At 76.2% G+C, this 21,635-nt stretch carries 18 protein-coding genes; 6 read left to right on the top strand and 12 right to left on the bottom strand.

Annotation, left to right across the window (positions count from 1 at the left end; genetic code table 11):
- Window positions 1–91 precede the first annotated feature (91 nt).
- Window positions 92–631 (bottom strand): PH domain-containing protein, encoded by a 540-nt coding sequence (locus tag ACI79W_RS12810; protein WP_456562464.1) that lies wholly within the window; start codon window positions 629–631, stop codon window positions 92–94.
- 68 nt (window positions 632–699) lie between these two features.
- Between ACI79W_RS12810 and ACI79W_RS12805 the strand changes: the two genes are divergently transcribed.
- Window positions 700–1,029 (top strand): rhodanese-like domain-containing protein, encoded by a 330-nt coding sequence (locus ACI79W_RS12805; RefSeq protein WP_236826386.1) that lies wholly within the window; start codon window positions 700–702, stop codon window positions 1,027–1,029.
- 57 nt (window positions 1,030–1,086) lie between these two features.
- On the opposite strand, the gene ACI79W_RS12800 is transcribed toward ACI79W_RS12805, so the two are convergent.
- From ACI79W_RS12800 to ACI79W_RS12785, 4 genes are all read right to left on the bottom strand, one after another.
- On the bottom strand, window positions 1,087–1,866 hold the full coding sequence (locus ACI79W_RS12800; RefSeq protein ID WP_456562463.1) for a hypothetical protein: 780 nt from the start codon (window positions 1,864–1,866) through the stop codon (window positions 1,087–1,089).
- A complete protein-coding gene (locus tag ACI79W_RS12795) occupies window positions 1,863–2,369 on the bottom strand; it encodes a SigE family RNA polymerase sigma factor (RefSeq protein WP_456562462.1) in 507 nt (168 codons plus the stop codon). The genes ACI79W_RS12800 and ACI79W_RS12795 overlap by 4 nt, the downstream gene beginning before the upstream one ends.
- 79 nt (window positions 2,370–2,448) lie before the next feature.
- Window positions 2,449–4,065, bottom strand: a complete 1,617-nt coding sequence (locus tag ACI79W_RS12790) for a long-chain fatty acid--CoA ligase (RefSeq protein ID WP_456562461.1) — start codon at window positions 4,063–4,065, stop codon at window positions 2,449–2,451.
- A 137-nt stretch (window positions 4,066–4,202) separates the two neighbouring features.
- On the bottom strand, window positions 4,203–5,411 hold the full coding sequence (locus ACI79W_RS12785) for a cytochrome P450 (RefSeq protein ID WP_456562460.1): 1,209 nt from the start codon (window positions 5,409–5,411) through the stop codon (window positions 4,203–4,205).
- 87 nt (window positions 5,412–5,498) lie between these two features.
- Here ACI79W_RS12785 and ACI79W_RS12780 point away from each other — a divergent pair, with 87 nt between their 5' ends.
- Entirely contained in the window at window positions 5,499–6,431 is a 933-nt protein-coding gene (locus ACI79W_RS12780; RefSeq protein ID WP_456562459.1) for a DUF5926 family protein, read from the top strand.
- Window positions 6,432–6,825: 394 nt separating this feature from the next.
- Here ACI79W_RS12780 and ACI79W_RS12775 read toward each other — a convergent pair whose 3' ends face one another.
- From ACI79W_RS12775 to ACI79W_RS12765, 3 genes are all read right to left on the bottom strand, one after another.
- Window positions 6,826–8,268 carry a M20/M25/M40 family metallo-hydrolase gene (locus ACI79W_RS12775; protein WP_456562458.1) on the bottom strand — a complete coding sequence of 481 codons (1,443 nt, stop codon included), beginning with the start codon at window positions 8,266–8,268 and terminating at the stop codon, window positions 6,826–6,828.
- Entirely contained in the window at window positions 8,265–9,749 is a 1,485-nt protein-coding gene (locus ACI79W_RS12770) for an MFS transporter (RefSeq protein ID WP_456562457.1), read from the bottom strand. The genes ACI79W_RS12775 and ACI79W_RS12770 overlap by 4 nt, the downstream gene beginning before the upstream one ends.
- A gap of 133 nt (window positions 9,750–9,882) precedes the next feature.
- Window positions 9,883–11,109: an arginine deiminase gene (locus tag ACI79W_RS12765; protein ID WP_456562456.1), complete on the bottom strand. Its 1,227-nt coding sequence runs from the start codon at window positions 11,107–11,109 to the stop codon at window positions 9,883–9,885.
- 117 nt (window positions 11,110–11,226) lie between these two features.
- On the opposite strand from ACI79W_RS12765, the gene ACI79W_RS12760 reads away from it, so the two are divergent.
- Window positions 11,227–11,994, top strand: a complete 768-nt coding sequence (locus ACI79W_RS12760; protein WP_456562455.1) for an SDR family oxidoreductase — start codon at window positions 11,227–11,229, stop codon at window positions 11,992–11,994.
- A gap of 125 nt (window positions 11,995–12,119) precedes the next feature.
- Here the strand turns inward: ACI79W_RS12760 and ACI79W_RS12755 are convergent, their stop codons facing one another.
- Together ACI79W_RS12755 and ACI79W_RS12750 are read right to left on the bottom strand one after the other, a co-directional pair.
- Window positions 12,120–15,440 (bottom strand): BTAD domain-containing putative transcriptional regulator, encoded by a 3,321-nt coding sequence (locus tag ACI79W_RS12755; RefSeq protein WP_456562454.1) that lies wholly within the window; start codon window positions 15,438–15,440, stop codon window positions 12,120–12,122.
- A 339-nt stretch (window positions 15,441–15,779) separates the two neighbouring features.
- Complete coding sequence (locus tag ACI79W_RS12750) at window positions 15,780–15,920, bottom strand: hypothetical protein (RefSeq protein WP_456562453.1); 141 nt, start codon at window positions 15,918–15,920, stop codon at window positions 15,780–15,782.
- A 38-nt stretch (window positions 15,921–15,958) separates the two neighbouring features.
- On the opposite strand from ACI79W_RS12750, the gene ACI79W_RS12745 reads away from it, so the two are divergent.
- On the top strand, window positions 15,959–16,198 hold the full coding sequence (locus tag ACI79W_RS12745) for a hypothetical protein (RefSeq protein ID WP_456562452.1): 240 nt from the start codon (window positions 15,959–15,961) through the stop codon (window positions 16,196–16,198).
- A 145-nt stretch (window positions 16,199–16,343) separates the two neighbouring features.
- Here ACI79W_RS12745 and ACI79W_RS12740 read toward each other — a convergent pair whose 3' ends face one another.
- Entirely contained in the window at window positions 16,344–17,996 is a 1,653-nt protein-coding gene (locus ACI79W_RS12740; protein WP_456562451.1) for an FAD-binding oxidoreductase, read from the bottom strand.
- 38 nt (window positions 17,997–18,034) lie between these two features.
- Here ACI79W_RS12740 and ACI79W_RS12735 point away from each other — a divergent pair, with 38 nt between their 5' ends.
- Together ACI79W_RS12735 and ACI79W_RS12730 are read left to right on the top strand one after the other, a co-directional pair.
- The gene (locus tag ACI79W_RS12735; RefSeq protein WP_456562450.1) at window positions 18,035–19,528 is read left to right on the top strand and encodes a glycerol-3-phosphate dehydrogenase/oxidase; all 1,494 of its coding nucleotides are present in this window, start codon (window positions 18,035–18,037) and stop codon (window positions 19,526–19,528) included.
- 151 nt (window positions 19,529–19,679) lie between these two features.
- Window positions 19,680–20,474, top strand: coding sequence for a methyltransferase domain-containing protein (locus tag ACI79W_RS12730; protein ID WP_456562449.1), 795 nt, complete (start codon window positions 19,680–19,682; stop codon window positions 20,472–20,474).
- A 4-nt stretch (window positions 20,475–20,478) separates the two neighbouring features.
- Here the strand turns inward: ACI79W_RS12730 and ACI79W_RS12725 are convergent, their stop codons facing one another.
- Entirely contained in the window at window positions 20,479–21,567 is a 1,089-nt protein-coding gene (locus ACI79W_RS12725) for an FUSC family protein (RefSeq protein ID WP_456562448.1), read from the bottom strand.
- Window positions 21,568–21,635: the final 68 nt, after the last annotated feature.

The following is a 21,635-nucleotide window of genomic DNA, read 5'->3' as shown; positions in this document are numbered from 1 at the left end:
GCGGGGCCGGCGGCGGGCCGAGGGGCGGCGGCCAGGGCGGGAGCGGGCCGGCCGGCCGGCGCGGGGGTGGGGGCGCGGGCTGCACGGCGGCTCAGGTGGCCTGGTCGCGGACCAGCTCGGCCCGGCGGGCGAGGTCGTCGGCGACGCGCTGGGCGACGTCGCGCTCGAGGTGCCAGATGCGCACGGTGCCCTGGCTGGAGGCGGTGAGCACCGCGACGGTGGCCAGGCCGAACATCTGCTGCAGCACGCCGCGGGTGACGTCGACGGTCTGGATGCGGGAGATCGGCACCAGCGTCCAGGTCTGGGTGAGCCAGCCGGTGCGGGTGTAGGCGGCCTCGTTGGTGATCTCCCACCGGTACACCCGGTGCTTGAACCACGGGCGGATGCTCAGCGCGATCACCGCGTAGACCGCACCGGCGAGGGGGACCAGCCGGCGCAGCAGCGGCAGCGGGTCACCGGCGTCGGCGGGCACGAACAGCAGGAACGCGCCGATGCCCAGCCACACGAAGGCGGCGCTGATCAGGCTCTCGACCACCCACAGCCCGATCGCCGAGCGCGGCAGCTCCCAGGCGGGCTCGCGCACGGGCGTCGGGCGGGCGCCGCCTGCGGCGGCCCGGTGGCTGGGGGACATCGGGCCCATCCTCCCAGTGCCGCGCGCACCGGTCGCGCATCCGGTGCCCGTGCCACGATGGGGGTGTGATGCCGCAGCAGGTCCCGACCGTGCCCGCCTCCGAGCTGCCCGAGGACGCCGTGGTCCTCGACGTCCGCGAGGACGACGAGTGGGTGCACGGCCACATCGAGGGGGCCACCCACATCCCGATGGGCGACGTCCCGGCCCGGCTCGACGAGCTCCCCGAGGGCGACCCGCTCTACGTCACCTGCCGCGGCGGCGGCCGCTCGGCACGGGTTGCCGCCTGGCTGAACGCCAACGGCTTCGACGCGGTGAACGTCGGTGGCGGCATGGGGGAGTGGCAGGCCGCCGGCAAGCCGATGGTCAGCGAGACCGGCGAGGAACCCTTCGTCCGCTAGGCCCCGTCCCGAGGCTCGCCGCGAGCCGGCGAGCGGTGAGGAGGACGGGGTCCTTCGTCAGCGCCAGGCGGCCGCGGTCTCCTCGTCGTAGTAGCGGGTGAAGCCGCACAGCCAGGCGATCGGCTCCAGCGGCGAGCCCTCCCACCGGTCGGCGCCGCTGACCAGCAGGCGCGACCCGACGCCGTAGACCGGCCCCGGCGTGCTGCTGCCCGCGACCGGGTCGTACGGCGCCGGGAGGTCCACGGTCACCGTCTCCCCCGATCCGCCGGAGAACCACTCCTGCACGGCGAAGGTGACCCCGACCAGGTCCTCCGGCGGACCCGGCGCGCCCGGCCGGGTCGTCACGGCGGGCCCGATGTCCACCACCGCGCCGGCGAAGGCGAACTCCTGCTTGCTGAGCGCGGCGGGGCTGTACTCGACGGCGCAGGAGCTCGTGGGGGTGCTGTCGAGCGGCCCGGTGCGCCCGGCGGTCGGGTCCCCGGCGAGCTGCGAGAGCTCGCTGCCGGCCGCCGTCCCGGGGTCTTCCCCGCCGTCCGCCGGCGGCATGCCGGTGCCCGGGGCGGCGTCGGCCGCCTCCGGACCGCCCTCCCGCTGCTCCTCGGCGCTCAGGGCCGCAGCCGAGCCGGCGCCGCCTCCCTGCCCGTCCGGCAGGTCGACGACGGTGACCACACCGCCGGCCACCACCGCCACGCCCGCGGCCACGGCGAGCGAGACGCCGGCGGTCCGGCGCCGGCGCGCCCGGCGGCCGGCCTTCAGCAGCCGCCCCACGGGTGCGGGGCCGACCGGCACCCGGTCGGCCAGCTCCCCCAGCAACGTCGAGGTCTCCCGATCGGTCACGATGCCCTCCCTCCCCGCAGCTCGGCGACGTCCAGATCCGCCTGCAGCTGGGTCAGCGCGCGCGAGAGCCGGCTCTTCACCGTGCCCGGTGCGATGCGCAGCGCGTCGGCGATCTGCTGCTCGCCCAGGTGGGCGTAGTAGCGCAGCACGACCACCTCGCGGTGCGCCGGGCTCAGCCGCGCCAGCGCCCGGCGGACGGCGTCGGCGTCGTCCACCTGCGCGGTGCCGTCGTCGGTGGCGACGTCGGGCACCTCGGCGGTCGGCCGCTCGCCCCACCAGCGCCGGCGGCGGCTGTCGTGGTGGCAGTTGACCAGCACCCGGTAGACGTAGGCGTCCCGGTTGGCCGCGCTGCCGACCTTGTCCCAGGCGACGTAGCAGCGCACCAGCGCCGTCTGCACCAGGTCCTCGGCCTCGGGTCGGGCGCAGCCGAGCAGCACCGCGGACCGGACGAGCACCGGCCAGCGCTCGTCCACGTACCGCGTGAACGCCTCGTCCCGCTCCACTCGCCCTCCGGAAGTCGTCCTCTGGAGAGCATGACGGGTCCGGTGGCGGGCGCGGTTCCACCGCGCCCGCCACCGGGGATCAGCTCTTCAGCTCGTACTCCGCGAACCGGCTGCGCAGGTCCTTCTTGGAGAACTTGCCGACGCTGGTCTTGGGCACCTCGTCGATGAACTCGACGGCGTCGGGCATCCACCACTTGGCCACCAGCGGCTTGAGGTGCTCGAGGATCTCCTCCCCGGTCGCCTCCTCGCCCTCCTTGAGCACGACGCAGGCCAGCGGGCGCTCGTCCCACTTCGGGTGCGGGATGCCGACGACCGCGGCCTCCTTCACCTTCGGGTGGCTCATGATCGCGTTCTCCAGGTCCACCGAGCTGATCCACTCGCCGCCGGACTTGATCAGGTCCTTGGTGCGGTCGGCGATGCGGATCGAGCCGAAGGCGTCCATGGCGGCGACGTCGCCGGTCTTCATCCAGCCGTCGGCCGTGGTGAGCTCCACGCCGGCGTCGGGGTTGTAGTAGTCCTGCGCGCACCAGGGGCCGCGCACCTGCAGCTCGCCGGTGGCCTTGTCGTCCCACGGCTGCGGCTCGAGGGTGTCGGAGTCGACGATGCGGGCCTCGACGCCGAGGAAGGGGATGCCGGCGCGGGCGCGCTGGGTGGCCTTGGTCTCGTCGTCGGCGTCCTGGTAGCGCTTGGGCAGCACGCCGGAGGAGGCGACCGGGTGGGTCTCGGTCATGCCCCACGCCTGCAGGATCGGGATGCCGACCTGCTCGCGGTAGGCCTCGCTCAGCGCCTTGGGCACCGCGGAGCCGCCGCAGCCGATGTCGCGGAGCTTGTGCGGCTTGCCGGCCAGGTGCGGCAGCACGCCCTGCCAGATGGTCGGGACACCGGCGGTGAAGGTGACGCCCTCGTCGACGATCAGCTTCGCCAGGGCCTCGGGCTGCATGAGCGCGCCCGGCATGACCAGCGAGGCGCCGGCGGCCGGGGCGGCCTGCGCGATGCCCCAGGCGTTGGCGTGGAACATCGGGACGACCGGCATCGCGACGTCGTTGATACCGAGGCCGAAGGCGTTGGGCGCCATCACGCCCATGGTGTGCAGGAACGTCGAGCGGTGCGAGTAGACGACGCCCTTGGGGTTGCCCGTGGTGCCGGACGTGTAGCACATCGAGGCGGCCCGCCACTCGTCGGTGACGGCGAACTCGACCGGCTGGGCGTCGGCCAGCAGCGTCTCGTAGTCGAGCACCCGGGAATCGTCGGGGATCTCGTTGTCGCCGCCGTCGTCCATGACCACGACGTGCTTGACCGTCTTCATCGTGTCGATCAGCGGCCAGAGCAGCGGCAGCACGGTGCGGTCGACGAAGACGACCTCGTCCTCGGCGTGGTTGGCGATGTAGGTCAGCTGCTCGGGGAACAGCCGGACGTTGAGGGTGTGCAGCACGCGGCCGGTGCACGGCGCGGCGAAGTAGAGCTCCAGGTGCCGCTGGCTGTTCCAGCCGAAGGTGCCGACCCGCCCGTCGGCGCTGATGCCCAGGGTGTCGAGGACGCCGCCCAGCTTGCGGGTGCGCTCCGCCCACTCCGCGTAGGTCGCTCGCGTCACCCCGCCGGGGTTGTTGGTGACGATCGTCCCGTCGCCGTAGTGCTGCTCGACGTGCCGGAAGATCGAGTCGATCGTGAGGGGGTAGTCCTGCATCAAGCCGCGCATGGCCGGATCCTGCCAGTGACCGCGCTCACCTTCTACTGCTGCTGCGACGATCAGCCCACCTGGTCATCGAGCGTCCGTCCTCGTTGTGTGCGGTGAGGGAGGACGCCGCGCGGTGAGGGAGGACGGCGGCGTCGCGGTCAGCGGCCGAGGACGACGGGGAGCGTCTCGAGGCCGCGGATGACGAACTCGGGGCGGCGCACCGGTTCCCCGCCGAGCTCCAGCACCGACGTCCGCTCCAGCAGCGCGCCGAACGTGGCCTGCAGCTCCACCCGGGCCAGCGGCGCCCCGATGCAGAAGTGGACGCCCGCCCCGAAGGCGATGTGCGGGTTGTCGGTGCGCCGCACGTCCAGCGTCTCGGGGGCGGTGAAGACGGCGGGGTCGTGGTTGGCCGCGCCGAGCAGGGCCGCGATCTTCTGACCCTCGCGCACCCTGACGCCGCCGATCTCGACGTCGGCGGTGGCGGTGCGCTCGAACAGCTGCAGCGGCGGGTCGAAGCGCATCAGCTCCTCCAGCGCCGCGGGCAGCAGGGAGCGGTCCTCGCGCAGGGCGGCCAGCTGGTCGGGGTGGCGCAGCAGCGCGAGCATCCCGTTGCCGGTGACGTTGACGGTCGCCTCGTGGCCGGCGTTGAGCAGCAGGATGCAGGTGGTGACCAGCTCGTCCTCGGTGAGCTTGTCGCCGTCGCTGTCCCGCACCGAGACCAGGTGGGAGAGCAGGTCCTCGCCGGGGGCGGTGCGCCGCTCGGCGGCGAGCTGCCGCAGGTAGGTGACGAACTCGTCCGCCGCTCGCTCGGCCGCCTCCTCGACGGCCGCCGTCCGCCCGTACTCGTACATCTTCACGATCGCGTTCGACCACGGCCGCAGCAGCGGGCGGTCGGTCTCGGGCACCCCCAGCAGCTCGGCGATGACCGCGACCGGCAGCTGCTCGGCCATGCCGGTGAGCAGGTCGACCGGCTCCGATCCGGCGGAGCGCTCGACCAGCTCGCCGGCCAGCCGTCCGGCGAGCTCCTCCACCCACGGCCGCAGCCGCTCCACGTGCCCGCGGGCGAACGCGCTGGTGATGAGCCGCCGCAGGCGGGTGTGGTCCGGCGGCTCCATCTCCAGGATGGCGTTGCGGTGGATCAGGTTGAAGCTGCCGAAGCGCTCGGCCGGCTCCCTGTCCCGCCAGATGCGACCGAGACGCCGGTCGCGCAGCACGGCGTTGGACTCGGCGTGGGTGAGCGCCAGCCACAGGCCCAGCCCCTCGTGCCACTGCACCGGCGCTTGGGCGCGGGCCCGCGCGAAGGCGGGGTAGGGGTCGGCGACGAACGACGGGGCGCGGAGGTCGAGCGCGTCGACGGACACGGTCACGCCGCCGACCTTAGGAGGACCCCCTCGCCCCCCGGCACTCGCCTGCTCGTGCCGAGCCCCCGCGAGGGGGCCGCTTAGGCTGCACGCATGGCTTCCCGCAAGCGCTCCACCGCCACCGCTCCCGTCGCCGAGGGTGGCGTCAACCCGAAGGCGCCCTGCCCCTGCGGGTCGGGCCGCCGCTACAAGCACTGCCACGGCTCGGGGTACGCCCCGCCGGTCACGCGGCCGTTCGAGGGCCTGCCCGGCGAGGCCGACTGGGTGGCGCTGCGGGAGCTGGTCCCGGCGGCGACGGCGACGCTCCGCTCGGCCGACGGCCGCGAGCTGACCCTGGCCAGCGTGCTGCCCGGGGGTGCTCCTGGTCTGGTGCGCGCGAACGGCCAGATCCTGGTCGGTGCGCAGCTGGCGACCTCGTCGGACGACGTCAGCCGTGACCTGGGCACCGCGATCGCCGCGGCGCTGGAGGCCCCCGCGGGTGCGCCCGTGGACCCGGGCCCGATCGGCGGCGCCGGGTCGGCGGGCCCGCGGCTGCAGGAGGTCCTGGACCTCACCGCGCCGCTGGAGGTGACCGTGCACGACACCTTCGACTTCTGGCTGGAGGGCACCGACCCCAACCCGCAGGCGCGCGCCGGCCTGGCGCAGGCGAACGAGGCGATCCTGCCCACGGTGCGGCTGGAAGGCCTGGAGGCCGCGTACTGGGTGCGCCCGGGCAACGAGCGGGCGCACCTGCGCTGGGTGCGGGCGGAGAAGGAGGAGCAGCTCCTGGACGCGCTGGCCCGCCTCTCCGCCGCGGAGCAGATACTCCTGGGGGAGGGCACGCGGTACGCCGGGGCCTTCCGGGCGCACGGGCTCGTCGTCCCGGTGTGGGACCTCCCCGCCGACGTCCCCGCCGCGGACTGGGTCGGCCCCGCCACCGAGTTCCAGGCCCGGCTGGAGAAGGCGCTCGCCGAGACCGCCCCGCTGACCGCCGACGAGCGGCGCGCCCGAGCGGGCCTGCTGTCGCGCCAGATCACCCTGCGCTGACCGCCGGGTCCCGCGTCCGGCAGCGCCGGGCGCGGGACCCGGCATGGCGAGGCCCGGACCGGGTAGGGCGCCGCCCGTGGAGAGCTACCGCCGGCACCCGGGGGCCGGGGACGGCACGCCGCCGGCCGCGCCCGACACGGCTGCCGGTGCACTCGCCGCCGAGTCCTCCCCCGGGGCGCTCGCCGTGCGACGACGACGTGCGGGCGGGTCGCCGGTGGCCCGGCAGGGGTGGGTCGGGCCCAGTCGCCCTCTGCCCTGCGGGTGTGGGCAGAGAGCGACTGCGTCGGGGCACCGTGGCGGGGGCGGGAGCTCGGCGCCGGAGCGAGCGCCCGGGAGTCCGTGACCCGGGGCAGAGCGCCGGCGTCAGGGCCGGTGCCGGGCGTCCTGGCGCCCCTCAGACGCTGCGGACCAGGTGCCGGAAGAACCCCGCGCCGCGGTGCAGGGCGGCGATCGAGATGCGCTCGTCGGCGGCGTGCAGCGCCGACAGCTCCTCGCGGCTCAGGTCGAAGGGCATGAACCGGTAGACGCTGTCGCAGATCTGGCTGAAGTGCCGGGCGTCGCTGGCCTGCACCATCACGTACGGCGCGACGACGGCGTCGGGGTAGGTCGCCCGCGCCGCCGCGCTGATCAGCGCGAACGCCTCGTTGTCCGCCCGCGAGACCGGCGACGGGTCGTTGCCCGACACGACCCGGACCTCCACCGACGGGTCGTCGATGACGCGGTGCAGCCGCTCCACCGTCGACTGCACGCTCTCGCCCAGCGCGATCCGGATGTTCAGGTGCGCCAGCGCGCGGGTGGCCAGCACGTTCGCCGCCCTGCTCCCCTCCAGCCGGGTGACCGCCACCGTCGTCCGCACCATGGCGCCGGCCTCGCGGCCCGCCCGCGCCAGCACCGACGCGAGCACGGGGCGCAGCTGGGCGGCGTGGGCGAACAGCGCCCGGTAGCCGAGAGGGGCCTGCCGGCCGACGGCATCGATCATGCCGAGGACGACGTCGTGCAGCCGCGCGGGGAACGGGTCGTCCTCCAGGGCGAGGATCGCCTTCGCCAGCCGCGCCGGCGCACCGCCACGGGCGGGGGAGGAGGCGTGCCCACCCGCGTCGGTGGTGACCAGCTCGACGTCCAGCAGCCCCTTCTCGGCCAGCCCGACGACGGCGACCTGCCCCGGCACGCCCGGGAACATCCCGCTCACCACGGCGCCGCCCTCGTCGACCACCGCCCAGGGCCGGATGCCGCGGGCGGTGAACGCCTCCACGGCGAGCCGCGCCCCGACGCCGGCGATCTCCTCGTCGTCGCCGAAGGAGAGGTAGACGTCGCGCCGGGGCGTGAAGCCTTCGTCCACCAGCGCCTCGACCGCCTCGAGGATCGCCACCATCGAGCCCTTGTCGTCGATGGCGCCGCGGCCGTGCACGTAGCCGTCCTCGACCAGCCCCGAGAACGGGTCGCGGCTCCACTCCTGGCCGGCGACCGGGACGACGTCGTAGTGCGCCATGAGCACCAGCGGCGGCTCGTCGGTGCTGCCCCGCCAGCGGTAGAGCAGCGCGCCGTCGCCGAGGACCTCGCGCTCGAGAGCCCCGTGGGTGCACGGGTACAGCTCGGCCAACCGTCCGCGGTAGGTCTGGAAGGCCGCGGTGTCCACCTGGCCGGGGTCGCGCGAGGAGACCGTCGGGATGCGGATGAGCTCGGCGAGCCGCTGCGCCGCGCCGTCGGCGTCCAGGCCGGAGAGGTCGACGGGCTCGGCCGGATGCGCCACCGGCCGGAAACGGGCGACCCGGCGGGCGGTCGTCGTGGCGGCCGCGGCGGCGGCCCCCGTCGCGGCCAATGCCAGCGCGCGCCTCATGCTCGGGACTCCTCGGCGGTCTCGGGGACGGCGGGGTCGGAGAAGGCCAGCCGCGGCACCACGAGCAGCGCCACTGCCGCCAGCAGCGCCGTCGTCCCGCAGATCACCCACACGGTGATGTAACCGGACAGCGAACCGGCGGTGCCCGCCGACCCGTCGGCCAGCAACGGGACGTTGGAGGCGAGCGCGAGCGCGAACGCCGCCGAGGCGAACGACCCGCCGATCACCTTCGTCGTGTTGGTCAGGCCGGTCGCGACCGCGGTGCGGCCCACCGGTGCGGCGGCCGCGGCCGCGGCGGGCAGCGCCGCCACCAAGGCGCCCGAGCCGAGGCCCGCGATCGCGATGCAGGTGAGCATCTGGGCCAGCGTGTCGTGGAAGGGGACCAGCAGCAGGTAGCCGGTGCCGGTGAGGGTCGCCGCGCCGATCAGGGTGCTCCGCGGGGTCGTGCGCCGGCTCACCCGGGAGAACTGGCTCGCGCCCACCAGCATGGAGATGACGTAGGCGCCGATGACGACCGAGACCTCGCTGGTCGTGAGGCCCAGCCCGTAGCCGTAGACCGCCGGGTCGGTGCGGGCGTAGGTGGAGAGCGGGCCCTGGGCGCCGAGCACGCTGACCCCGAACAGCCCGGCGGTGAGCTGCACCGGCCACATCGCGGGGCTGCGGAGCACGCGGAAGTCCACCAGCGGGTCGTCCTGGCGCAGCTCGTAGGCGACGAACGGGACGACGAGCAGGAGGCCGACCGCGGCCACCGCCCACGGCCACAGCGCGCCCTCGTTGAGCCGGACGAAGCTCAGCCCGCCGGTGATCACCAGCAGGATCACGCTGAGCAGGGCGACGCCGGTCGCGTCCACGGTGCCGCCGGTGCGGTCCTCGCTCTCGGGGACCCGGAAGGCGACGACCAGGCAGACGCCGACGACCAGCACCGCGGGCAGCACCAGCACCAGCCACAGGTGGTCGCCGAGGCTCTGCCCGATCTGGCCGCCGCCCAGCGCACCCGCGATCGCCCCGGCCTGCAGCGCGGCCACGATCAGGCCGGTCGCGCGGCGGGTCTGGCTCGCGGCCCCGGGGGTGCGGCGCGACCGGTCCCAGATCAGCGCCACCTGCAGCGGAAGCCAGACGACGTAGAGGCCCTGCAGCGCCCAGGCGACCAGGAAGACCGGGAAGCTCGTGGCGAACGCCAGCGCGACCGTGGCCAGCGCCGTGGCGACCGCCGACCACAGCAGCACCCGGCGGTGCCCGTGCAGGTCGCCCAGCTTGGCGAGCACCGGCACGGCGATCGCCGAGAGCACCAGCTGGGCGGCCTCGAGCCAGTTGACGTCGGCGTCGTTGACGCCCAGGTAGCGGGCGATGTCGGTGAGCAGCGGGATGTAGTAGCCCTGCAGCACGCCGCTGGTGAACTCGACGAAGACCAGGTAGCCGACGAGCCCGCCGCCGATCCCCGCGATCCGCCCCGTCCTGCGCGCCGTCCCCGTCGTCGCCACCGAGCCGTCCCTTCCCCGAGGCGCCGGGCCCGGCGCGGAGGGTTGGCAGCGTAGTGGCCGGGATCAACGCGGCGGCGCCCCTGCAGCGGGGAGTCCCCCGACCGGCGCCATGAGCACGGAAGGCCGGATCGGGTCAGAGGGGGTCGCGGGAGACCGGGCAGGACATGCAGCGCGGGCCGCCCCGGCCGCTGCCGAGCTCGGAGCCCGCGATGCGCACCACCTCGATGCCGGCCGCCTCGAGCGCGGCGTTGGTGACGGTGTTGCGCTCGTAGGCCACCGCCAGGCGCGGGGCCAGGGCGAGGGTGTTGTTGCCGTCGTCCCACTGCTCGCGCTCGGCGGTGACCGGGTCCAGCCCGGTGTCGATCACCCGCAGCCTGTCGATGCCCATCGCCCGGGCGGCCGCGCGGACGAACGGCTCGGGCCCGGTGACGTCGAGGTCGGTGGTGTCGGCGTCCTCCGGCGCGGAGCCCTCGGGCGCACGCACCGTCCAGGCGACCAGCGAGTCCGCCACCGCCGGGTACATGACCATCGCGTCGACGTCGACCATCGTGGCGATCGTGTCCAGGTGCATCGTGGCCCGTTCCTGCGCGATCGGGACGACGAGCACGGTGTGCGCCAGCCCGCGGGCGAACAGCCGGCGGGCCAGCCGCTCCGCGCCGCCGGGCGTCGTCCGCTCGCCCACGCCGACGGCCACCACGCCCTCGGCCAGCAGCAGCACGTCCCCGCCCTCGAGGTGCTCCAGCTCCGGGCCGTACAGCTGCCGGGCCCCGGCGAACCGCGGGTGGTGGGTGTAGATCGCGGCGGTGATCGTGCTCTCCCGGTGCCGCGCGGGCATGGCGAGGGAGGTCACCGCCACCTCGTCGCCGATCCACACCGACGAGTCGCGGGTGAACAGCAGGTTGGGCAGCGGGGGGACGACGAAGTCGGAGCGGTCCATGAGCTGGTAGGCCAGGCCGGAGCCGCGCAGCTCCTCGTGCGCCACGCCTGCGATCAGCGCCGTCGCCAGGTCCTCGGGGGCCAGCGAGGCCAGGTGCCGCGTGGCGTCGCGCTGCAGGGTGGCGCCGAGCCGGGGGTCGTCGACGGCGGCGGTGACGAGCTCGTCCCGGGCGGCGGGGACGGCGAGCACCTCGGCCAGGAGCGTGGCCACGTGCAGCACCTCGACGCCGCGGTCGCGCAGGGCCTGGGCGAACGCGTCGTGCTCTTCCTGCGCGCGCGCCACCCACGGGACGCCGTCGAACAGCAGCTGGTCGTTGTTCCGCGGCGTCAGCCGGCGCAGCTCGGGGCCGGGCCGGTGCAGCACCACGGTGCGCAGCGGGCCGACCTCGCTGGTGGCCCCCGGGGTCGCGGCGGATCCGATCACGACCGCCAGGCTGGCACAGGTCGGCGGGGACGGCGCCGTGGCGAGCTCTCCCCGCCTCGTTAGGGTGCCGGGGTCGGTGCCGACGACGGCGCCGCGACGCCCGAACCGGAGGTACCCGTGGACCTGTTCGACCTGACCGGCAAGGTGGCTGTGGTCACCGGGGGCACCCGCGGCATCGGCCTGATGATGGCCCGGGGCCTGCTGCAGGCGGGGGCGAAGGTCTACATCAGCTCCCGCAAGGCCGAGGCCGGCGAGGCCGCGGCCGCGGAGCTCGCCGAGTTCGGCACCGTCGTCTCCATCCCGGCCGACCTCTCCACCGAGGCCGAGTGCAAGCGCCTGGCCGAGGAGGTGGGCCGCGCCGAGGAGCGGGTGCACGTGCTGGTCAACAACGCCGGCGCCACCTGGGGCGAGCCGTTGGAGACCTTCCCCGAGTCGGCCTGGGACAAGTTGCTCGACCTGAACCTGAAGTCGCCGTTCTTCCTCACCCGGGCGTTCCTGCCGAAGCTGGAGGCCGCGGCGACCGAGGGTGACCCGGCGCGCATCGTCAACGTCGGCAGCATCGACGGCCTGCACGTCAACCCGATGCCGACGTACTCCTACGCGGCCAGCAAGGCCGGCCTGCACCAGCTCACCCGCGTGCTGGCCAAGGAGCTCGGGCCCAAGGGGATCACGGTCAACGCCGTCGCCCCCGGGCCGTTCGAGTCGAAGATGATGGCCGCCACGCTGGACGCCTTCGGGGCCGAGATCGCCGCGAAGTCGCCGCTGGGCCGCATCGGCCGCCCCGACGACATGGCGGGCGTCGTCGTCTACCTCGCCTCGCGGGCGGGCGCCTACGTCACCGGCGCCGTGATCCCCGTCGACGGCGGGATCGCCACCACGGCGTAGCGGGCGCCCGGCGATGACGAGGTGACCTGATCATCGAGCGTCCTCCCTGACCGCAGACGCTGCGGGAGACGCGCCACGGTGGGGGAGGACGGGGGTGCGCACGCCCGGACCTCCCCCGCCGGGGGTCAGGCGGGGCTCGGCTCGGCGGCGACCCGGCGCAGGTGCGACTCGGCCAGCGCGACCTGGTGCGGTGAGCCGACCAGTCCGCCCTCCTTCCAGGCCGCGGTCCACCACCGCCGGGCGCCGGCCTCGTCGCCGAGCCGCTCGGCGATCCGGCCCAGCAGCTCGTCGTAGGCGCCGAGGGTGAGCGAGGGCGTCCCGAGCACCGCCTGCCGGCCGCGGTAGGGGAGCAGCGATGCCAGCGCCGTCGCCCAGTCGGGTTCGTCGCCCAGCCACAGCGAGCTCTCGGCCTGCAGGTACAGGGCGACGTCGCTGGCCCAGTCCCGGACGAGGGTGCGGCCCCAGCGGGCGCGCAGCCGCCGGGCCTCGGCGACGTCACCGGACTCCGCCGCGGCGAGCACCGCCATCTCCTGCAGCAGCGGGTTGCCCTCGTCACCGGTCTCCACCAGCAGCGGCAGCGCGTCCGCCTCGCGGTGGTCGGCCCGCCGCAGGGTGAACTGGTGCGCCGCGTAGGCGTGCCGGGCGTGCGGGGTGACCCGCCGGAACAGCTCGTACGCCTCGGTGGTCAGCTCCTCCGCGCGGGCGGCGTCGCCGCGCAGCCAGGCCAGCCCGCCGGCCTGCCACAGCACGTGCGGGCGGACCTCGGGGCCGCTGAGCGAGACCGCCAGCCGCCGCGCCTGGGCGTGGTCGGCCTCGAAGCCGGCCAGGTCGCCCAGGTGCAGCCGGATCGCCGCCCGGTGCAGGTGCGCCAGGAACTCGGTGCGCCGCGGCAGCCCGCGCCCCGCGAGCTCCAGCGACTCGTCGGCCGCGGCGAGCCGCAGCTCGGCCGCCCGGGGCCGCCCCCACACCGCCAGGCTGAAGTTGTTGAGCGTGCGCCCGAGCAGCTCCGGATCGCCGATCCGGCGGGCCATCGCGATCGCGCGCCGGGCCGCCTGCACCCCGCGGTCGTCCGGGCCGAAGGCGAGCTCGACGCCCAGCGTGCCGAGCAGCCGGGCGGTGGTGGGGTCATCGCCGTCGGGGCGCTCGGCGAGCAGGTCCTCGAGGACGGCGACCATGTCCTCGTCGACCACCCCGTGCGGCCGCCAGTTCCACAGCGTGACGCTGCCCCAGACCGCCGCGGACTCGGCCAGGCACTCCCGGTCGTCGAGCTGGCGGGCCAGGCAGATCGCCTCGGCCACCACCTCGCGCGCCTCGGTGAGCTGGCCGCTCCGCAGCAGGTCGCCGCCCAGCGCGGTGAGCAGGTCGTGCCGGGTGCGGGCGGCGTCCGGCGCCTCCGGGTCGAGCAGCTGCAGGGCGCGCCGGCCGTGCGCGGCGGCCTCGCCGTGGGCCAGCCGGGCCCGGGCGGCGCGGGCCGCCGCGCCCAGGTAGAGCAGCGCAGGGCCGGACCCCACCACCGGGAGCGCCGCGACGAAGTGGTGGGTCAGCCGCTCCACGACCCCGTCGTCCGTGGACGTCGCGAGCTGCCGCTCCAGCGCCTCGCCGACGCGGGCGTGCAGCCGGGCCCGCCGCAGCGCGGGCAGGTCGCCGGCCAGCACCTCCTGCACCAGCGCGTGGGCGAACCGCCAGCTCCAGGGCCGCCCGCCCTCGCCCACCAGGCCGACGGCGAGGGCGGAGTCCATCGCGGTCAGCGCGTCGTCGACGGCGGTGCCGGCCGCCTCCAGCAGGGCCAGGGGCACCTCGCGGCCGGCGACCGCGGCCAGCTCGAGCACCTCCCGGGCGCCCGCGGGCAGCCGGGCCAGGCGCGTGCGCAGCACCTCCCCGACCGACGGCGGCACCGGGACGTCCTCCAGGTGGCGGTCGTGGGCGCCGAGCATCCAGCGCGACAGCTCGACGACGAAGAACGGGTTGCCGCCGGTGCGGTCGTGCACGGCAGCGGCCAGCGCCCGGTCGCCGGGAGAGCCCAGCTGAGCGGTGAGCAGCGCGGCGACGTCGTCGGCGTCCAGGCCGCGCAGCCGCAGGCAGGTGGCCGCGGGCTCGAGAGCCAGCCGGGCGAGGCAGTCGGCGACGGCCTCGGGCAGCGGCTCCCCGACGGTCCGCGCGGTGACGACGAGGAACACCGGCGCGCGGGGGAGGTGGCGGACGAGCAGCCCGAGCAGCTGCACCGACGTCGTGTCGGCGCCCTGCAGGTCCTCGAGGACGACGAGCACCGGGCGGGACGCCGCTGCCGTGAGCCGGGCGCGCAGGTCCTGGAACAGCCGGAAGCGGGCGGCGTCGGCGTCGTCGCCGGGTGTGGCGGCGTCGGGGACCAGCTCGGGCTGGTCCAGCTGCTCGAGCACCTGGGTCCACGGCCACAGGGCCGGCGCACCGGTGTCGTCGGCGCACCGGCTCCACGCCACCGGCCACCCCAGCAGCCGGGCGCCGTCGGCGATCGCCCCGGCCAGCCGGGTCTTCCCGATGCCGGCCTCGCCCTCCACCACGACGACGGCGGACCGCCCGCCCGCCACCCGCTCGGCGACCGCCCGCACCTGGTCGAGCTCCGCCCGCCGGCCGACCAGCGCGTCGGCCGAGGTGCTCGGTGCGGGACGGGGCGCCGGCGGCAGCACCGGCCGGGGCAGCCGCTCCAGCAGGCGCGGGTCCTGCCGCAGCACCGCCTGCTCGAGGTCGCGGAGCTCCGGCCCTGGGTCGATGCCCAGCTCGTCGCGCAGCAGCCCGGCGCACCGGCGGCAGGCGTCCAGGGCCTCGGCCCGCCGGTCGGCGGCGTACAGGGCGGTGACCAGGCGGGCCCACAGCCGCTCGCGCAGCGGGTGCTCGGCCACCAGGTGCTGCAGGTCGGGCACGGCGGCCTCCGGGCGGCCGACCGCCAGCAGCGCGTCGCAGCGCCGTTCCCGGGCGCGCACGTGCAGCTCGGTGAGCCGCAGCCGCTCGCTCGCGGCCGCGGGCAGGTCACCCAGCTCGGCCAGCGGCTCGCCGCGCCAGAGGCCCAGTGCCTCGTCCAGCAGGGCCACCCCGCGCGCGGGAGCGCCGTCGGCCACCGCGCGGTCGCCGTCCTCGATCAGCCGGGTGAAGCCGAGGAGGTCCAGGTCGTCGGCGCCGGCGCGCAGCAGGTAGCCCGGGGGTCGGGTGATCAGCACGGTCGGTGCCTCGCGCGGCCCGCGGTCGGGCTCCAGCACCCGCCGCAGGTGCGAGATGTACGCCTGGAGGGTGCCGGTGACCGTCGGCGGCGGCTCCTCGCCCCACAGCGTGCTCACGATGCGGTCGATGCCGACGACCCGCTCGGCGTCGGCCAGGAGCAGGGTCAGCAGCGCCCGGGGCTTGGCCCCGCCCACGTCGACGGGACGGCCGTCGGGACCGGTGACCTCGAGCGGCCCGAGGACTCGGAAGCGCACGCGGCGGATGCTCCCAGCGCGGCAGCCCCGGCGGGACCCCTTTCCGTGCGCCGCCGCGGACCGCGACCCGCTGCAAGCCGGCGTCCAAGTCGGCTCCAAGTGCCCGGCAAGCGGGGCCGCGCACGCTCCTCCCGTCCCGAGAAGCCGCGGCCCGACCGCGGTGCCCCACCCGCGGTGACCGCCGCGGCAGCGAAGAGGAATCCGCATGTCCCTCACCGAGCTCCCCCGCGAGCCCGAGCAGCCCGTCGCCCTCCTGGACGCGGCGGCCGTCGACAGCCTCGTCCCGCCCTTCCCCGCGGCAGACGTGGACGAGCTCCGCGGCCTGGTCCACGGCCCCGTCTACGCCGCCGGCGACGACGGGCTGGCCGCGGAGGTGACCACCTGGAACGTGGCGGTGCAGCACACCCCGGCGGTCGCCGTCGGTGCCACGTGCGCCGCCGACGTCGCCGCCGCCGTCTCCTGGGCCGTCGCCCGCGGCATGCGCGTCGCCGTCCAGGCCACCGGCCACGGCCCCGTCGATGCTGGTGCTCGGGCCGGGCGTGCCCGAGCTGGCCGCGATCGTGCCGGCCGTCGGGCGCGGCGTCCTCGCCGCGATGGCGCCGTGGAAGTCCCCGGGGTGCCTGACCAACTTCCTCGGGGACGTCTCCGGTCCCGGGGAGGTGGCCGCGGCCTACCCGCCCGGTGTCCACCAGCGGCTGGCCGAGCTGAAGGCGGCGGTCGACCCCGAGCGCGTCTTCTCGTTCGGCCACGCCTTCTGAGAGGTCGTCCACGGCTCGCGGGCCCCTGACCCCGGCCCTCCCGGCGTCGCGGACCCCTGACCCGGTCCGCGGCGCCGTCGCGCCTCCCTTGGTGACCGGGCGGGGTGGCCCCGATCAGGTCCCCTGATCCCGGCGGGAGGACGTTTCAGTCGGGGAGCAGGACGCCGGGGTTGCAGATGCCCTGCGGGTCCAGCCGCTGCTTGACCGCCCGCAGCACCTCGACGCCGAGCGGTCCCACCTCGCGCTCCAGCCACGGCCGGTGGTCGGCGCCGACGGCGTGGTGGTGGGTGAGCGTGCCGCCCGCGGCCAGCAGCGCATCGGTGGCGGCACGCTTCGCGGAGAGCCACTGCTGGATGGGCAGGGCGTCGTCCCGGTCGGCGATCACGGTGAGGTAGAGCGAGGCGCCGGTGGCGTACCCGTGCGAGACGTGCGCCATCACCAGCGGACGGTGCCCGCCGCGGGCCAGCGACTCCTGCAGCGCCCGGCGGGTCGTGTCGTAGACGGTCGGCAGCGCCGTCCAGGTGGCCGCGGTCTCCAGCGTCTCGACCAGCAGCCCGCCGTCCATGAGCCGGTCGCGCAGGTAGGGGGCCTCGAAGCGGTGCCGGCGCCAGGAGTCGCCCACCCGGCGGCCGAGCCGGACGGCGCCGCCGTCGCGGAGCACCGACGACGCGGCACGCACCCGGGCGCGCACCAGGTCGGGCACGCCCTCCCAGCCGACGACGAGCATGCAGCCCTCGGCGCGGCCCCGCGCCCGCAGGCTCCCGCGCAGCGCCTTGGCGCCGGCCCCGGCGGCCATCAGCAGGTTGGCGCGGGTCTCGTCGGCGTCGGAGAGGCGGACGACGTCGGGTAGCAGGTCGTGCCGGGCGAGCTGCTGGAGGGCGGCCAGCCCATCCGCCCAGGTGCGGAACGACCAGCCCTCGTAGGCGCTGGCCGAGGGCTTGGGGCGCACCCGCAGCGTCAGCTCGGTGATGACGCCGAGGGTCCCCTCCGAGCCCAGCGCCAGGCCGAGCAGGTCGGGTCCGGCGGCCGACGCCGGTGGGTGGCCGAGCTCCAGCACCCCGGACGGCGTGGCCAGCGTCAGGCCGGCGACCAGCTCGTCGAACCGGCCGACGCCGGTGGAGGACTGACCGGCCGAGCGGGTCGCGGCGTAGCCGCCGAGCGTGGCGAACTCCCAGCTCTGCGGCAGGTGGCCGAGGGTCAGCCCCTCGCGGGCCAGCGCCTGCTCGAGGGCCGGCCCGCGCATGCCCGGCCCCACGGTGACCAGCGACGAGGGCACGTCCAGCGCCTGCACCGACGCCATGCGGGAGAGGTCGACCGCGAGCGCGGGCCGGTCGTCGGGGTCGACACCGGCCAGCCCGCCGACGACGCTGGTGCCCCCACCGAACGGCACGACGACGATGCCGCGCTCGCTGCAGAGCGCCAGCAGCGCGGCCGTCTCCTCCGTCGTGCCGGGGAGCGCGACGGCGTCAGGGGCGTCGGAGGCGTCCCCCTCCCGCCGGCGCAGCAGGTCCAGGTAGCTCTTGCCCCCGGCCCGCCGCAGCCGCGCCTCGCGGTCGGTGCGCACGTGGTCCTCGCCGAGCAGGCCGGCCAGCGCGGTGCGGTCCTCCTCGGGCAGGCGGCAGGGCGCCAGCCGGATCCCCTCCACCGGCGCGGGCGGTGTGGCCCGCGGCTCCCAGCCGAGCTCGCGGGTCAGGTAGCGGCGCGCGGCCTTGGTCAGGACGCCGTCGGGGCTCTCGTCCCCCGCGGTGGCGGGGCGCGGGCCCCAGCCCTGGATCGTCAGTTCCGGCTGCTCGGGCACGGCTACAGTCTGCCGGTGCCGCAGCGCTGGAGGACCGGGTGATCGGTTCCCTCTCGCCCGCCCGCCGGGCGCGCGACCTCGCCGCGGTGACCGGGGCCGCCGTCGACGTGGTCGTCGTCGGTGGCGGGGTGACCGGTGCCGGGGTGGCGCTGGACGCCGCGGCGCGCGGGCTGTCGGTGCTCCTGTGCGAGCGCGCCGACCTCGCTGCGGGTACCAGCAGGTGGTCCTCGAAGCTGGTGCACGGCGGGCTGCGCTACCTGGCGCACGGCGAGCTCGGGCTGGCGCGGGAGAGCGCCCGCGAGCGCGCGGTCCTCATGGGGGCGACGGCGCCGCACCTGGTGCGCCCGCTGCCCTTCCTCGTCCCCGACGCCGCCGGCCGTGACGTCACCGCCCTCGCCGAGCTGGGCGGGCGGCTGGGCGACGCGGTGAGGGTCTCGGTGCCGGGCGGGCGGCGGTCGCTGCCCCCGACCCGGCGGGTGGGCGCCGCCGACGCCGGGCGGCTGGTCGCGGGCCTGCGACCCGGGGGCGGCGTCGTCTTCTGGGACGGGCAGCTGGTCGACGACGTGCGCCTCGTCGTCGCCCTGGCCCGGACGGCGGCCGCGCACGGCGCCCGCGTCCTCACCGGGGCCGCGGTCACCGCCGTCGACGGCGCGGACGTGCACGTGGACGCCGACGAGGGGCCGTTCACCGTGCGGGCGGGCGCGGTGGTGAACGCCGCCGGGGTGTGGGCGCAGCGGCTCGCGCCCGGCATCAGGCTCGTGCCCTCCCGCGGCTCGCACGTGGTGGTGCCCGGCGTGCGGCTGGGCTCGCCGTCGGCGGCGCTGACGGTGCCGCTGCCCGGTTCGCGCTCGCGCTACGTCTTCGCCCTGCCGCAGCCCGACGGGCTGGTCTACCTCGGGCTGACCGACGAGCCGGTCGAGGGGCCGGTGCCCGACGACGACGCGGCGCCGTCCGACGCCGAGGTGGCGCAGCTGCTGGACACCGTGAACCGCGTGCTCGCCGAGCCGCTGACCCGCGCCGACCTGGTGGGCGCCTACGCCGGCTACCGGCCGCTGGTGCTGCCCGCGTCGGCAGCGCCCGGCAGCGCGACCGCCGACCTCTCCCGCAGGCACCTGCTGGCGTGGGACGGACCCGTCCTCTCCGTGGTCGGAGGGAAGCTCACCACCTACCGCGCGATGGCCGAGGAGGCGGTCGACGCCGTCGTGGCGCGGCTCGGCCGGGGCGCGGCCCGCTCGCTCACCGCGCGGCTGGCGCTCGTCGGGGCGGCGCCGCGGGTGGCGCTGGACCGGCTGGTCGCGCCGCCGCGGCTGGTGGCCCGGTACGGCACCGAGGCGCCGGCGGTCGAGGCGCTCGGGCCGGCGCTGGTCGTCGCCGGGCGACCGGAGACGGTGGGGGAGCTGCGGTTCGCCGTCCGCCACGAGGGGGCGCGCACCGTGGCGGACCTGCTGGACCGTCGCACCCGCATCGGCCTGGTGCCCACCGACCGCGAACGCGCGGTGCCGGTGGCCGAGCAGGTGCTCGCCGAGGGCTGACCGGCCCGCCACGATCAGGGTCCCTGCTCATGGCGCGTCCTCCCTCACCGTGGGCGCTGAGGGAGGACGCGTCGCGACGAGGGAGGACGCACGCATCTCGCCTCGTAGGATGCTGATTCCACTCTGCCGGATACCGGGGCAGACTGTGGCCGTGGACACCTACACGCACGGGCACGCCGAGCCGGTCCTGCAGTCGCACCGCTGGCGCACTGCCGAGAACTCCGCCGCCCACCTCCTGCCCGCGCTGCGTCCCGGCCTCGACCTGCTCGACGTCGGCTGCGGGCCCGGCACCATCACCGCCGACCTCGCCGCGCGCGTGGCGCCGGGCCGGGTCCTGGGGCTTGACCTCTCGGCCGACCCCCTCGACGAGGCGCGGGCCCATGCCGGCCGGGCCGGGGTCGAGGTCACCTTCGCCGTCGGCGACGTCTACTCGCTGGACCTGCCCGACGCCTCGTTCGACGTCGTCCACGCCCACCAGGTGCTGCAGCACCTCACCGACCCGGTGGCCGCGCTGCGCGAGATGGCGCGCGTCTGCCGGCCGGGTGGGCTGGTCGCCGTCCGCGACGTCGACTACGCGGCCACCACCTGGTTCCCCGCCGACGAGGGGCTGGACCGCTGGCTGGCGCTCTACCAGCAGGTGGCCCGCCGCAACGAGGCGGAACCCGACGCCGGGCGGCGGCTCCTGTCCTGGGCGCACGCGGCCGGGCTGCGCGACGTCGCGGCGACGACGTCGTCCTGGTGCTTCGCCACCCCCGCCGAGCGGGAGTGGTGGGGGCGTTCGTGGGCGGGGCGCGCCACGGCGTCGGCGTTCGCCGAGCAGGCGCTCGGCTACGGGCTGGCGACGCCGGGGGAGCTGGGGCAGATCGCGGACGCGTGGCTGCGCTGGGCTGCCGCGGACGACGGCTGGCTCGGCATGCTGCACGGGGAGCTGCTGATCCGCGTCTGACCCCTCACGCCACCTCCTGCCGGTGGTGGTGCGCATCGAGGGCCGCCAGGCTGCGCCGGAGGCCGACGGCCACCGCCCCGAGGGCGAAGAACCCCTGGTCGTCGCCGATGGCGGAGTCGCGCACCAGCGCGGTGAGCCGCCCCGCCGCGGCGAGCGCGTCGTCGACGGCCCGGTCGCGCGCATCCGGCCCCGTGCCCGTGGAGCGGTACGGCACACGCACGACGCCGGCCAGGCCGTCGAGGGCGTCGGCCAGCACCCAGCCGGTCCCGTCGTCCACGCGGTCCAGGCCGCGGCGGTGCGGCTGGAACTCGACGACCAGCGTGGTGAGGTCGTCGATCAGGACGGCGACGCGGTCCAGGGCCCGTGACTGCTCCCGGATGCTCGCGGCGGTCCCGTGCCACTTCCGCGCCCGCGGATTGGCGCGCCGCGCGCGCTCCACCACCAGCTCCGCGTGCCGCATCCGCTCCAGGGCGCGGTCGAGCTCCGTCCCGCGGGCGTCCCACTCGTCGGGCGCGGGCACCTGGCCGCTGCGCACCGCGGCCGCCATCGTCGCCAGGTGGTCGGCGACCAGCGCCCGGGCCGCCTGGATCCGCTGGACGGCCGTGGTGAGCTGCAGCGGCGGGAAGAGCACGGTGGTGACCAGGACGCCGATCGCCGCGCCCAGGAAGGTGAGCCCGGCGTAGCGCACCGCGTAGTCGGCCGGATCGGCCGTGCCCACCGTGAGCATGAGGACGGCGGCGAAGCTGACCCAGCTCGCCTGCTCCCGCAGGGCCCGCCACTGCTCGACGACGATCGCCAGCAGCACGATCAGCGCGATGGACAGCGCATTGGGGACCGCGCGGGTGAGCTCGTAGACCCCCACGGCGAGCGCGAACCCGAGCAGGATGGCCAGGAGGCTGCGCCACGCCGCCGACGCGGAGTCCGCGACGGTCGGGCTGACGGCGATCACCGCGCCGAGCGGGGCGTAGTAGGCGTAGTCGGACAGGGTCCCCGGCAGCAGCAGGGCCACCTGCCACGACAGGCCCGCCGCCAGCGCCGCTCGCACCGCACGCTGCACCCACGGCTGCTGCAACCGCGCGACCACCCATCCCACCGCGCCAGGATGCGCTCCCTCCCCGGGGTCCCGTCGCGGGGGTGACCGGCCGGCGGGGCGGAGCGGCG

The organism is Blastococcus sp. SYSU DS0533 (assembly GCF_054050775.1).
This window is presented reverse-complemented; position numbering and strand designations above follow the sequence as displayed.